The sequence below is a fragment of the Algibacter mikhailovii genome, assembly GCF_014651495.1.
GTDB classification, from domain to species: Bacteria; Bacteroidota; Bacteroidia; order Flavobacteriales; family Flavobacteriaceae; genus Algibacter_E; species Algibacter_E mikhailovii.
Map to the genome: position 1 here is coordinate 1 of NZ_BMWZ01000006.1, position 13,664 is coordinate 13,664.

At 35.4% G+C, this 13,664-nt stretch carries 10 protein-coding genes; 4 read left to right on the forward strand and 6 right to left on the reverse strand.

The window, feature by feature from the left end:
• Both acs and IE051_RS12925 read left to right on the forward strand, forming a co-directional pair.
• A partial coding sequence (gene acs / locus IE051_RS12920) for an acetate--CoA ligase (protein WP_189361337.1) occupies positions 1–1,677 on the forward strand: 1,677 nt, incomplete at its 5' end.
• 413 nt (positions 1,678–2,090) lie between these two features.
• Positions 2,091–3,575, forward strand: a complete 1,485-nt coding sequence (locus IE051_RS12925; RefSeq protein ID WP_189361339.1) for an arylsulfatase — start codon at positions 2,091–2,093, stop codon at positions 3,573–3,575.
• A 31-nt stretch (positions 3,576–3,606) separates the two neighbouring features.
• Here the strand turns inward: IE051_RS12925 and IE051_RS12930 are convergent, their stop codons facing one another.
• Positions 3,607–4,140, reverse strand: a complete 534-nt coding sequence (locus IE051_RS12930) for a hypothetical protein (RefSeq protein ID WP_189361341.1) — start codon at positions 4,138–4,140, stop codon at positions 3,607–3,609.
• A 4-nt stretch (positions 4,141–4,144) separates the two neighbouring features.
• Positions 4,145–4,648, reverse strand: coding sequence for a hypothetical protein (locus IE051_RS12935; protein ID WP_189361343.1), 504 nt, complete (start codon positions 4,646–4,648; stop codon positions 4,145–4,147).
• Between the two features lie 318 nt (positions 4,649–4,966).
• Between IE051_RS12935 and IE051_RS12940 the strand changes: the two genes are divergently transcribed.
• The gene (locus IE051_RS12940) at positions 4,967–6,586 is read left to right on the forward strand and encodes an AsmA family protein (protein WP_189361344.1); all 1,620 of its coding nucleotides are present in this window, start codon (positions 4,967–4,969) and stop codon (positions 6,584–6,586) included.
• A 99-nt stretch (positions 6,587–6,685) separates the two neighbouring features.
• Here IE051_RS12940 and IE051_RS12945 read toward each other — a convergent pair whose 3' ends face one another.
• The 3 genes from IE051_RS12945 to IE051_RS12955 are packed head-to-tail and all read right to left on the reverse strand — an operon-like array spanning position 6,686 to position 11,029.
• Positions 6,686–8,272 (reverse strand): sulfatase family protein, encoded by a 1,587-nt coding sequence (locus IE051_RS12945; protein WP_189361346.1) that lies wholly within the window; start codon positions 8,270–8,272, stop codon positions 6,686–6,688.
• Positions 8,273–8,282: 10 nt separating this feature from the next.
• Positions 8,283–9,824: a DUF4955 domain-containing protein gene (locus tag IE051_RS12950; RefSeq protein WP_189361349.1), complete on the reverse strand. Its 1,542-nt coding sequence runs from the start codon at positions 9,822–9,824 to the stop codon at positions 8,283–8,285.
• Between the two features lie 2 nt (positions 9,825–9,826).
• Positions 9,827–11,029 (reverse strand): glycoside hydrolase family 88 protein, encoded by a 1,203-nt coding sequence (locus IE051_RS12955; protein ID WP_189361350.1) that lies wholly within the window; start codon positions 11,027–11,029, stop codon positions 9,827–9,829.
• A 426-nt stretch (positions 11,030–11,455) separates the two neighbouring features.
• Between IE051_RS12955 and IE051_RS12960 the strand changes: the two genes are divergently transcribed.
• Positions 11,456–12,982 (forward strand): thiamine pyrophosphate-binding protein, encoded by a 1,527-nt coding sequence (locus IE051_RS12960; protein ID WP_189361352.1) that lies wholly within the window; start codon positions 11,456–11,458, stop codon positions 12,980–12,982.
• 65 nt (positions 12,983–13,047) lie between these two features.
• Here IE051_RS12960 and IE051_RS12965 read toward each other — a convergent pair whose 3' ends face one another.
• Positions 13,048–13,662 (reverse strand): fumarylacetoacetate hydrolase family protein, encoded by a 615-nt coding sequence (locus IE051_RS12965; protein ID WP_189361354.1) that lies wholly within the window; start codon positions 13,660–13,662, stop codon positions 13,048–13,050.
• Positions 13,663–13,664 lie beyond the last annotated feature (2 nt).

A 13,664-nucleotide genomic window follows, 5' to 3' on the forward strand; every position in this document is an offset into this window, starting at 1 on the left:
GATAAAACGGCCATTCTTTTTGAACCGAATAACCCTGAAGATCCAGCTGAGCACATTACCTATAAACAACTTCATGAACGTGTTAATAAATTTGCAAACGTTTTAAAATCTCAAGGTATAAAGAAAGGTGATCGGGTCTGTATTTATTTACCTATGATTCCAGAATTAGCGATTTCATTGCTAGCATGTGCTAGAATTGGAGCCATTCATTCGGTTGTTTTTGCCGGGTTTTCGTCAACGGCTTTAGCCACGCGAATTAATGATTCCGATTGTAAAATGGTCATTACAAGTGATGGATCTTATAGAGGTGCTAAAACTATAGATTTAAAGGGTATTGTAGATGATGCTTTAGAAGATTGCAGCTGTATTGAAAAAGTTTTGGTAGCCAAACGTATTCACTCAGATATTCAGATGAAAGCAGGAAGAGACCAATGGTTGCAACCCTTATTAGATGAGGCGTCTGAATCATGTGAAGCAGAACTCATGTTAGCCGAAGATCCACTATTTATTTTATATACCTCAGGATCAACAGGTATGCCAAAAGGTATGGTTCATACCACAGCCGGTTATATGGTACACACGGCCTACACCTTTAAAAATGTATTTCAATATAGAGAAAATGACGTGTATTGGTGTACCGCAGATATTGGTTGGATAACAGGACATAGTTATATTGTTTATGGCCCATTAGCTAATGGGGCAACAACACTAATGTTTGAAGGTGTGCCAAGTTATCCTGATTATGGGCGGTTTTGGGAGATTGTTGAAAAGCATAAAGTTAATCAGTTTTATACCGCACCTACGGCAATTAGGGCACTTGCCAAGCAAGGCATGGAGCTTGTAGAAGCGTATGATTTATCTTCTATAAAAGTTTTAGGCTCCGTAGGGGAACCTATTAATGAAGAGGCCTGGCATTGGTATAATGATAATATTGGTAAAAAGAAAAGTCCAATTGTGGATACTTGGTGGCAAACAGAGACTGGAGGCATTATGATTTCTCCAATTCCATTTGTTACACCTACAAAACCTACCTATGCAACCTTGCCGTTTATTGGGATACAACCCGCATTAATGGATGAAAATGGCATCGAATTAAAAGGGAATCAAGTTGATGGACGATTATGTATTAAATTTCCATGGCCTAGTATGGCAAGGACTATTTGGGGAAATCACAACCGTTATAAAGATACCTATTTCTCAGCCTATGAAAACAAATACTTTACTGGAGATGGTGCTTTACGCGATGAGGTTGGATATTATAGAATTACAGGTAGAGTAGATGATGTGATTATTGTATCTGGACATAACTTAGGAACGGCACCTATTGAAGATGCTATAAATGAGCACCCTGCTGTGGCCGAATCAGCTATTGTAGGTTTTCCACATGAGGTGAAAGGAAGTGCCTTATACGGTTATGTTACCTTAAAAGAAACAGGTGAAAGTAGAAACCATGATAACCTTAGAAAAGAGATTAATCAAATAATTACAGAACATATTGGACCTATAGCGAAGTTGGATAAAATCCAGTTTACAAGAGGTTTACCCAAAACACGTTCTGGAAAAATTATGAGACGAATTTTAAGAAAAATAGCCTGCAATGAAACCAGTAATTTAGGCGATACGAGTACATTATTAAACCCAGAGGTGGTTCAGGAAATTATGAAAAACAGTATGTAGTTTACCACAAACTATTTTTCATATTGATGTATATTAAATGCTATAAAAAGTTAAGTCATAACGTTCATCTTAGTTCGATTTTAACAAATATGACTTTGAGTCTATTGCCGTGTGATTTGGGTGTTCCTGTCTCCTCTAGCCCGCACTATATAAAAGGAAAAACAGGCTTGATAAAGTAGTCTTTTCTATTTTAGGCAGCATAACGAATATATATTTTTTAAAATCTTCCGTTTTTTTATTAAAAATGTTGCTTCTTAGGCAATAAAACTTACTTTGTAGACTCTTATTGGAAAACCGAGAAATCAAATCACGAGTCATTGAATGGACTTTAAAATGGTTCCTTCGAAATTCTATGTGATGAAAAACACGAAGTAGCATTCAATATAATTATAAAAGATTTTATAAATAAAAAGATGAAGAATATAAGCTTTCTAATGCTAATGGTATTAGGTGTACAATTGATATCCTGTAAAGGGAAAAATGATTATGCAAAAGATACTCAAGTATTGGCAAAAGTTGAAAGACCTAGCCAACCAAATATTATTTATATCCTAGCTGATGATCTAGGCTACGGAGATTTAAGTTGTTACGGACAAACAAAATTTGATACCCCTAACATAGATAAATTGGCAGCTGAGGGTATGTTGTTTACACAGCATTATTCTGGTAGTACTGTTTGTGCGCCTTCCCGTTCATCTTTAATGACAGGAATGCATACTGGGCATACAGCTGTGAGAGGTAATAAAGAAGTTAGACCAGAGGGGCAGTACCCTATACCGGACTCTACCTATACCATAGCCGAAATGTTTAAAAGCAAAGGCTATACTACAGGTGCTTTTGGAAAATGGGGTTTGGGGTTTCCGGGATCAGAGGGGGACCCTATCGAACAAGGGTTTGATACTTTTTATGGTTATAACTGTCAACGCCTAGGGCATCACTATTACCCCTATCATCTATGGTCTAATAAAGATTCTATTCCTTTAAAAGGTAATGAAGGCATGAATAGAGAAGTTTATGCTCCAGCGCTTATTCATGAAAAAACATTGGAGTTTATAGAAATAAATAAAGACAGGCCATTCTTTTTGTATGTGCCTTCTATAATACCACACGCAGAACTTGCTGCACCAGAAGAGGTATTAATGCAATATAGAGGTAAGTATTCTCCGGAGTTGGAATATAAAGGTGTGGATGATGGTCCTAAATATAAAGCAGGACCCTATGCATCGCAAAAAGAGAGCCATGCCACATTTGTGGCTATGATTTCTATACTAGACCGGCAGGTTGGTGAAATTATGGATAAAGTTAAAGCGTTGGGCTTAGCAGAACATACTATGATTATTTTTACTTCAGATAATGGTCCGCATCAAGAAGGCGGAGCAGATCCTGTTTTTTTTAACAGCAATGGCGATCTAAGAGGACATAAAAGAGACTTATATGAAGGAGGCATTCGTGTGCCTATGGTGGTAAGCTGGCCTGATAATATTAAACCGAATTCCAAGACCAATCATATTTCAGCGTTTTGGGATGTATTTCCAACATTTAGCGATATTGTAAATGCAGAAATCCCTGCTAATATTGATGGTGTCTCATTTTTGCCAACCCTACAAAACCAAAGCGCAGCACAAAAAAAACACGAATATTTATATTGGGAGTTTCATGAAAAAGGAGGAAGGCAAGCCGTTCGAAAAGGAGATTGGAAAGCCGTAAAGTATAATGTTCTGGAGCAGCCCGATGCACCATTAGAGCTTTATGATTTATCAAAAGACCTAAAAGAGGCAAATAACGTAGCCCATGAAAACCCTGAAGTTGTTAAAGAAATGGAAGTCATATTAAAAGCGGCAAGAACGCATTCTGATATTTTTACTTTTAAACAAGAAACGTATTTAAATAGTAAATAGGCGTTATATGCTCAAGCTAAGTGCTGAGTTTTTAGTTACACTTTTTTAGGATCATAGCAAGTTCTTCTTCTGTTAATGTCATTACATGATGTGGATTAGGAACGATTTGCTTAACCTCACCTAAAGCACAAGAACAGTAGTTGTCTGCATCATGATCAGAAACTCCTTTATCTTTTTGAGCTGTTTTACAATTCTCAACAAATAATTGTTCAACTTCTTTTGTCCAAGGATCTTCTATCTTGATTAAAAGTAAATCATCAACGCATTTTGAATTGACAAATAATTCCACAATTTCGTTTTGTTCAAGTTCCATGGCCTCAGCAGGATCTGGGTAAGCCTCAACAGAATATTTTAACAAGCAATCACAGTATTTTTTTGCATTTACAACAGATTCACTTTCAAGGAAACCAACACAGTTTCTTTCAAATTCAAGCATGTTATTTTCTTCCCATTGGTGTTCGGTAACGTCCACTTTCTCGGCAGAAGTCGCTTTGTTTTTCTTTTTGCAGCCGTTCAAAAGAAATAATGGTAAAATCAATAATAAAAGAACAATATATTTTTTCATAATTTTAGAATTCAAAAATTTCACACTTAATTCTTTCTGTTTTAAGTTTTTCTCTTGAGACAAAATCGGAAACTACATTTCCTGCTGTTGAGCCCCAGTATATTGCATTTCCCGCATCTCCGCCTACAACGGTACCAAGAAATTTTCCGGCAGATGCGGCTATAGCCCTAGTTTCTCTTCCTTTCATTTTTTTCTCATCAGGTCTACCTACAGCAATAATATTTTCAATGGGAATTTTTTTTCCGGCAATGGGCATAAATCTGGTACTTCTGGCATAATCAAAGACCCTGATGACACCTCTGTCTTTAAATATTCCGGTAATTTTTCCCTGAAAATAATGTGGGTTTTTTCCTTTCTTGGCATGGCCGATTATAATGCGGTCTCCTAGCATAAATGTATCTATACTGATTTCCTTGTAATTTGAGTCATACCTTTTGACTAGTAATTCCTGACAAAAAGCAGGTAAGCTGAATAGAACAATTAAAAAAGATAATAATAGCTTTTTCATAGACTTATAGAATTAGTTAGAAAATGGTTTGGAAACCAAAAAAGAGATATGTGAAACAAAAATCACTAGTATTCATAAAGCAAAATTTTAGTATCGTTACATATGACCTATCTAAAAATACAAAAAAAGATCTAGCTGAAACCTAAACTTTTTTGTTTTTTAAAACAAGGCTATTAAACTTAATGCGATTTAAGGGCTTTTTGGTTTTTATTGTTTTCCATAGATATTAATGTTATCTTTAACTTAAGAGACATGTTGTTGGCCTTCTTATATCCTAGGTTAACCCAATTACATTTTAAAATTAATATTGGAATTAGAATGAAAAAAGTCCTAAAAGGAATCGTTTTTGTTATTGTATTATTTTTTGTTATTTCTAAGGGCTTGGAGTGGTGGCTGGAATCAAGTTTTGAATCTAAAATCAACAAAAACCCTGAGCGTTCCTATGATATTACTTATGAGGATTTTGATCTAGATAATTTTTTTACTGGAGTCACTTTGACTGAAATGAAGATAGAACCGCTAAATGCAAAAGCGGGGTCAGTGGTTACTGGGCGCGTAGATCATGCCACTTTAAACGGTCTTGTTTGGATTGATTTACTGGTTGGTAGACGACTTAATATGCAAGAAATTGCTTTTGTAAAACCTGTGTTTAAGGTTGAAATAGGTAAGGATTCAACAAAAAACAAAGGTGGTAAAGGTTTGCAAACGATGTTTGGAGATATTTTATCTCGTGCAGATTTAAAAAGTTTTAGTTTGGAAAAAGGATCTGTAATGTTTTTAAATTCAGAGACTCAAGATACTATTGGACAAGTTAAAAATATCGATATTCTTGCTACTGAATTAGAAACTGATGCTTTGCAATTTAACCATCTAATTCCATTTAAAATGGGCGATATAAATGTAGATATTAGGGATGGGTCTTTTCAATTGAATGACTACACCTTTATGAACTTGGGGCATTTTCATTATAACCTTAAAAACAAGGAGATTTTGTTAAAAGAGGTCGCGTTAGGCTATAATAAAAGCTGGGTCGAAGTTAGTCGAGAAATTGGTTTTCAAAATGATGTTATTGAATTTGATGTCAAGGAAATTGGGATTCATCAACTTGAGCCGTCCAGTGAGTTTTATACTCAACTAGATATTGATGCCGGATCAGTGTCTATAGACGGACTTAATATTAAGTTGCAAAGAAATAAGAATTTGCAAAGGCCAGCAGATACAACGAAGCCCATGTTTCAAGGCATGATTAACGCGATTCCTGTTGATTTAAAACTAGATTCCTTGAGTATATCGAATTCAACTTTAGCCTATGGAGAATTAGGGCTAAAAAAATTAAAAACCGGGTACATAACCATTGGAGATATTAACGGTAGCGTAACGGGTATAACGAATAAAGAAGATCATCAAGCAGTAGTGGGTTCTCTGCATGCGAATATAAAAGCAACTTTAGAGAATAAAGCAGGATTAAATCTTGTAATGGACGCGCCATATAGTAATGAAACTTTTCAAGTCGATTTAGATGTAGATGATATGAAATTTACTGATTTTAATAGTACCTTAAAACCTTTGGTAGGTGTGGAAATGTTGTCAGGGTATATTCAAAAGATTAAATATCATATGGAAGCAAACAGTGTGTACTCTAATAATCACCTCGTTTTTGATTACAAAGATTTAAATTTGGAGGTTTTAAAAGAAGAGGATACAAATGAGCCAAAACGAAGGGTGTTTCAGTCAGCCATAGCTAATGCCGCCATACACCCCAGTAATATGCCAGGGGATAAAAAATATAGTACTGCAGCGTATTCGTACCAACGAAATATATATAGATCTCCAATTAATTATATCATTCACGGTTTAATTGAAGGTTTTACTTATATCGTCCCAAAAAAAGGGATTCAAAACCTTTTGCATAAAAAGAAGAAACCTAAAAAGAACTAGAAAAACTGTATTGTTTACAATGTTTTAAGATTATTGGGATAAGGCCTTCAGAATTTAATAGTTTAGTAATTAAATGATGTTATTTGCCTTCTCAATTAATTAATCATGATTTGTTGCATACGGGATAATATGACTATATCTTTTATCTTGAAACCAGGGGTCGTTTGTTTGTTCTAATAAAGTGCTTAATTGAGTCAACAATTCTTTTGAAACTTCTGGAATAGCATTAATATCAATTTTGTTTAATTGGTATGGGTCTTTTAGGTTGTCATAAATAAAAGCTTCAGCAATTGTTGTAGCGTCTTGTTTGTCCCATTGCTTTTTGTTTTCTCTTAAGCAAAGGGAATACCTGTCTGTAAAAACACCTCTCGAGTTTCCCAACATGAATAAAATTGCTTTAGGTTTTTTAAAAGCGTCATTTTTCTCATTTTTTAGAACCAAGGAAAAGTCAGTACCTTCAATTTCTTTTGGGATGCTATCTCCAATACCGGCAAGCCCCATGATTGTGGGTAATACATCTACAACACTAAATAAGAGGTTAGTCGTTCCTGGTGCTAAACCTTTTGGCCAATGCACAATTAATGGAATGGCTGAAGCCTCCAGTTCTACGGCATTTTTACCTGTTTTTCCATGACTTCCTAGCATTTCTCCGTGGTCTGAACTAAAAACAACAATGGTGTTGTCTAATTTCCCCATTTTTTTTAATTCATCTAGGACTAATCCGATATAATAGTCTGAACTAGTTACATTAGCATAGTAATGTCTCGCATAATTGCCAACTTCTTTATCTGCATTTTCACGAACGAGTAGGGTGTCTATTTTTGGGTATTTATTAATGTCATAATGTTTTCTTAGAGTTTCCATATCCGTGTTTTTATCATCCCACGGATTGTGTGGTGGATTCATGGACCAAATCATACAAAAAGGTTTATTGCTATCCCTTTGACCTCTATTGTTTTGTAAATAATCTATAATAATTCGTGATTCATTTTTAGGTGAAAATATTTTTGGTAAATATAATTGACCATCTTTTTTACCTTCAATAGTTACGGGGTCGTTTGAGTAAATATGTGGATTAAAATGAGAATCTTTAATGGATTCATAAAAGTATTCAATGCCATGTCGTTTCTTTCCTGGAGGAATATAGGTGTCGTATGTGTTTACATAATGCCCACCGGGATCTTCCCTTGATCCCACGTAGTTTCCGTTGTCGTCAAATAGTGGTTCCGGTTTTTGCCAATGACATTTGCCAAAATAAGCGGTATTATATCCTGCTTGAAGGAATAAACTAGGGATGGTAGGAATGTCATCTTTCAAACTGTGATTTCTACCAACTTTACAATTGTTCCATATCCCATTTTGTTCAGGATACATACCAGACATTAGCATACCTCTGTAAGGGCTGCATAAAGGGAAATTACTCACAGCTTGTGTAAATACCATGCCGTTTTTCGCCAATTTATCAATGGTAGGTGTAATAACTGGATCCCCTTTGCCTTGGGCCAATTCTCGATACGGGGATTCAGACCAAAACCCAGCACTATAGCGGCGCAATTGGTCAGGAAATACAATTAAAATGTTTGGTTTTTTTTGATCCTCCTGATTATCTGTGGCACTCTTTTTTTTATTTTTACAGGCAAATGAAACTATTAGTAAAGCGAATAATATAATATGTCTTGAACTCATTTTTTAATAATCAATTGTAATTAATGATCCACTCTGGTAATTTGCCTAGGCGTAATTTAAGTTGTTCTTCAAATAAAGATTCTGGTTTGACTGGTTTGCCAAGACTCTCAATAATTTGAACCTCATTTTTATTAAAGGTTGTACCGCTTCCATGAAACCCAACAATAATTGGTGGAACAATTCTCCAATAATCAGAATCTTTGGCTATAAAATCAAAATTCGTTTCAGGTTCATCCGTTTCCTCGTAATTCCAAAGCACTAAATATCTGCCATGGGTTGGCAAGTTCTTTATAGCGCCGCCTGCTCTTCCAGCAAAGAAGCCCCCTTTTACATTATCAAATAAAGAACAACGCGGTTGCGATGAATGCGATTCAAAACAAGTATGTTCAGGGTATGTTGATCTCCAAATGACTGTGCCTGTAGTACTGCCACCACCAACGCCTGTTGAATGATGCATCCCTGCTAGATCATCTATTTTTGCCAACAAAATATTTGTGGATCCTCCAGCCGCATGTATTGCAGCATGACTAATATGTCCTTTTATTTTAATATTTAATGCGGTTGTGGCTGCAGAAGAAGAAATACTAGCAGCATTATTTACATTTATAAATGTACAATCCTTAATCCAAGAATTGACCGCTTTTGTTAAGCTTAAAATACTCCAACCACCATCATGCTGAGCATTTTTATGGTGGACAAATTTTTTAGTCCAATGCCCTTCAAAAGTTATATTTTCAAAGCCTACGTGATTTATATGGGAGAAGCTATAAACATGCCATTTGTATTTAGTATCAATATCATAATGAATAGGCGATACCAATTGAATTATGTTACCCTTCACTGAAGCCACTTGATGTCTTTCATTTATTTGAACTCCGTCATTTAGAATTGATGTCCATTTTTTATCAGGTACAAGTGGACCAATATCCTGAGTAATGAGTTCTGGGCTGTTATCCTTTAAAGTAATAATAAGCCAATCGCCTTTTTTTATTTTTGAAGCATCTTCAACTTCAATAGTATGGGACTCTCTTTTCGAATTGTTCGTTATAGTTGTTAGTAATTCGTCCTCTGATAATGTTGTTGTTTTTATTGCAGACGGACAGGTCCACAGTTTTGTTGGATCTAAAGGCGGTAAGTCTTTATCAAAAAAGAGTATAGTATTCGCCTGATCTTCTCCTCGAAATACAATTTTTGACGAGGCAATAGTAATTATACTGTTATCGTCATCACCGGTATTGATATAATACTTTCCTTTTGGAAAGAATATGATGCCTTGACCATTTTTTGTTGCCGCGTTTATAGCAGCCTTAATTGCTTTTTTATCTGAATTTAAATCATTTGGGATAGCACCAAAATGTGTGACATCGAAGACTTTGTAATCCACATGCGGGATAGGTATTTCGCTATACATATAACCTGCATACGAAAAGTCTGGTAATATGGGTGTTTTATTGGTCTTTCTTGATGCAACAAAATCTTCCCACACCGTTTTTTCTTGCGCATTACAATTAAAAAAAACAAAAACAAGAATAATTAAACTAAATAATTTCATTTTTACTTTTTATTTAGTTCCATTGATTTATATCGTGTAAGTGCTTCTAGATAATAGTAGTCGGCATAATTTAAGGGTACATCAATTTCATTACCATGAGGGATGCTACCAACACTATGTTTCAATATGAAGTGTTTGTTTTCTCCTAATTTAGCCGTGTAGACATCTGATGCTAACGAATTCATTATTTTGTCAATGGCCGAATTATATGAGGTTTTTGAGTATTTATTTAATTCAATTAAGGCAGAAGCTGTAATTGTTGCAGCGGAGACGTCTCTCGGTTCATTAGGGGTATTTGGCGCGTTATAATCCCAATAGGGAATGCCATCTTTTGGGGTGCCTTTGTAATTAATAATAAAATTAGCAATCTGCTCTGCTTGATTTAAATATGCGATATCTTTTGTGTATCTGTAGCAAACGGTAAAGCCGTATAATCCCCAAGCTTGGCCTCTTGCCCATGCACTTTCATGTGCAAAGCCTTGCGCGGTTTGCTTGCTTCTAACCGCTCCGTTTTCTGGATTATAATCTATAACGTGGTAAGAGCTGTAGTCTTCTCTGAAATGATTTTTAAGGGTGGTATTCGCGTGCATTTTGGCGGCATCACTATAGGTTGTATTACCTGTTAATTTTGAAACTTCAAAGAGTAATTCTAAATTCATCATGTTGTCAATGATTACAGGGTACTCCCAGCCGCGTTCTTTTTGCCAACCGTTAGTGACGTCCCAGCTTTTTATACAGCCAACCGTAGGGTTAAAGCGTGTAAGTAGTGAGTCAGCCGCGGTAATCATTACTTTTTTAAAGGCTTCGTTTTTTGTTAATCTATAGCCATTACCATAAGAACAGTTAAAAACAAATCCCAAATCGTGATTAGTAGTTAGATATTTATGATCCTCAAAAAGTGCTTGAAATTTCTCAGCCGCAATTTGCCATTTTTTGTCTTTAGTAGCCTCGAATAAATACCAACAAGAACCAGGGAAGAATCCTTCGGTCCAATCAAAATTTTTATGAGCCCAATGCATTTGTCCCTGCGCATCTAAAGTTCTGGGGATTCTGTTTTGGTCTTCCGCATCTTTAGTTAATAAAGCAAATTGTTTTTCCGCTTTACTAATGGTCGATTCTTTTTTTATTTCTGCTTCAGTCGATTTTTTGCAATTAATAAAAAACGTTAAGCAAAGTAATAGAATTAGTGTTTGGTTGAATTTCATGTTTTATAATTCTTGTTTCCCATGTGTTAAAGCATTACAAATGATTGAGAATGCACAATAAATATAGGAATTCTAAGTGTTAATAGGATACGGAATCTGTTGTTTATTAATATGCGTTATTAAGATTCTGTATAGCAAAATGAATTTTAAGAAAAAATCACAATAGCATCCCTTTCTTTAGGCGGAAAAAGAGCCATCAATCATAAGGCCTGTTAGCGGATTAAAGCCTTTTGAAAACTAGAGCTAATAATTCATAGTATGTCTCACTACAGAGATGTTAACATCTGTTATTAAATTAATTTCCATTTAGTAATCCCTAACAAGTTAAAGATTATATATTTGCAAAAAATATAGTTTTTAGGATAAAACAATCTTTTTTAAATAGGTTATTTAAAGTCAATAAAACATTAATCATAATTAAAAAAAATGAACAAAAACATTAATTTACAGGCAGCAGATAATATACGCGCATTAGCTGTAGCTATGGTAGAAAAGGCAAAATCAGGACATCCAGGAGGTCCTATGGGAGGTGCAGATTTCATGCACATTCTCTATTCAGAATTTTTTAATTATGATCCATCAGATATGACTTGGGCCTTTAGAGATCGTTTCTTTATGGATGCTGGTCACCTATCTACTTTAATGTATGCGCAGTATTACCTTTTAGGAAACTATGGGAAGGAAGATGTTGCCAATTTCAGACAATGGGGTTCCATTACGCCTGGTCATCCTGAAGTAGATGTAGCAAGAGGAATAGAAAACACCTCTGGACCATTAGGTCAAGGACATACTATGGGTGTTGGAGCTGCTATTGCTGCAAAGTTTTTACAGGCACGTTTTGGGGATTGGATGAATCACAAGGTCTATGGTTTTATATCCGATGGTGGTATTCAAGAAGAGATTTCTCAAGGTGCGGGTAGAATAGCTGGGCACTTAGGATTGAATAACTTTATCATGTTTTTTGATTCAAACGATATTCAGTTGTCAACCTCTACAGACGAAGTAACCAGTGAGGATACTGCCATGAAATATGAAGCATGGGGTTGGAAGGTTGTAACTATAGATGGTCACAATCATGATGAAATAAGAAAGGCATTAACAGACGCGAATAACGAAACAGAAAAGCCAACATTAATTATTGGTAAAACCATAATGGGTAAAGGCTGTGTAGCTGCCGATGGAAGTATGTTTGAAGGGTACTGTGAATTACACGGTCAACCTATTGGAGCCACAGGAGCAGATTACGAAAAGACTTTATTGAATTTAGGCGCAGATCTAGAAAATCCATTTGATATTTATGGTGATGTTCAGGCGTTTTATAAAGACTTAGTAGCAAATAAAACAGCACAAGCAGCAGAGAAGAAAGCTCAGATTACAGCTTGGAGAGACGCGAATGCTGCATTAGCAGAAAAGCTGGACTTTTTCTTATCAGGACAACTTCCAGAATTGGATTTTGAATCTATTGCGCATAAAGCAGGATTGGCATCTAGAGCAGCCTCTTCGAATGTATTGGCTTATTTAGCTGAAAATGTAGAGAACATGATTGTCTCTTCAGCCGACTTATCAAACTCTGATAAAACCGATGGTTTCTTAAAGAAATCTTCAGCCTTGCAAAAAGGAGACTTTAGCGGGTCGTTTTTACAAGCTGGTGTTGCCGAGTTAACCANTAAGGGTAGTGCTTTGTATGGCTATGTCACCTTAAAAGATACTGGAGAAAGTAGAGACCAAAATAACTTACGTAAGGAGATTAATCAGATTATAACGGAGCATATTGGGCCTATAGCGAAGCTGGATAAAATCCAGTTTACAAGTGGTTTACCCAAAACACGTTCTGGAAAAATTATGAGACGAATTTTAAGAAAAATAGCCTGCAATGAAACCGGTAATTTAGGTGATACGAGTACATTATTAAACCCAGAGGTGGTTCAGGAAATAATGGATAAAGCCTTGTAATGATATAGAATTTATAAAAGGAGGTTTAAACAATTTTGATTAAACCTCCTTTTTTTTGGCATCTACTAAACCAATTTAAAATCTAAAAGTAATTGGCCTTCAACTGAAGCCTGTAAATGATCGCCTTTCACATTTAATCCAGCCCCGGTAGCAGGAGTTCCAGTAAAAATTAGATCACCTGGCTCTAAGGTCATGAATTTGGAAACAAAAGCAATGATCTCACTGAAGTTATAAATCATGTCAGAGGTATTCCCTATTTGAATTTTTTCTCCATTAATATCTAAATCAAAATTGATATTGTTAAGGTCTGGGAAATTAGAAACTGGTTGAAAACCAGCTACTGGTGAAGCCCCGTCAAAACCTTTTGCTAAAGCCCATGGTCCTTTGGTTTCTCTACTTTTAGTAAGTACATCTTTGGCTGTATAATCAATACCAATGCCTATTTCACTAATATATGAAGCCGCGTCACTTTCTGAAATATCCTTACCAGTTTTGCCTATTTTGGCAACCAGTTCTACCTCATATACTAATGCATTTGTAATTGATGGAAATTGGATGTCTTTGTTATCTGTAACTAAAGTGCTTTCAGCTTTTAAAAAGATGAGCTGATGTCCTGTTTTTAAGGCTGCAATTTCAGACTTATCATTCACATAGTTTTTACCAATACCTATTATTTTCATTG

Bases quoted from the DNA above. Each gene is read 5' to 3' on its own strand.
- IE051_RS12925 (WP_189361339.1), top strand. From the start codon at position 2,091: ATGAAGAATATAAGCTTTCTAATGCTAATGGTATTAGGTGTACAATTG.
- IE051_RS12930 (WP_189361341.1), bottom strand. From the start codon at position 4,140: ATGAAAAAATATATTGTTCTTTTATTATTGATTTTACCATTATTTCTT.
- IE051_RS12935 (WP_189361343.1), bottom strand. From the start codon at position 4,648: ATGAAAAAGCTATTATTATCTTTTTTAATTGTTCTATTCAGCTTACCT.
- IE051_RS12940 (WP_189361344.1), top strand. From the start codon at position 4,967: ATGAAAAAAGTCCTAAAAGGAATCGTTTTTGTTATTGTATTATTTTTT.
- IE051_RS12945 (WP_189361346.1), bottom strand. From the start codon at position 8,272: ATGAGTTCAAGACATATTATATTATTCGCTTTACTAATAGTTTCATTT.
- IE051_RS12950 (WP_189361349.1), bottom strand. From the start codon at position 9,824: ATGAAATTATTTAGTTTAATTATTCTTGTTTTTGTTTTTTTTAATTGT.
- IE051_RS12955 (WP_189361350.1), bottom strand. From the start codon at position 11,029: ATGAAATTCAACCAAACACTAATTCTATTACTTTGCTTAACGTTTTTT.
- IE051_RS12965 (WP_189361354.1), bottom strand. From the start codon at position 13,662: ATGAAAATAATAGGTATTGGTAAAAACTATGTGAATGATAAGTCTGAA.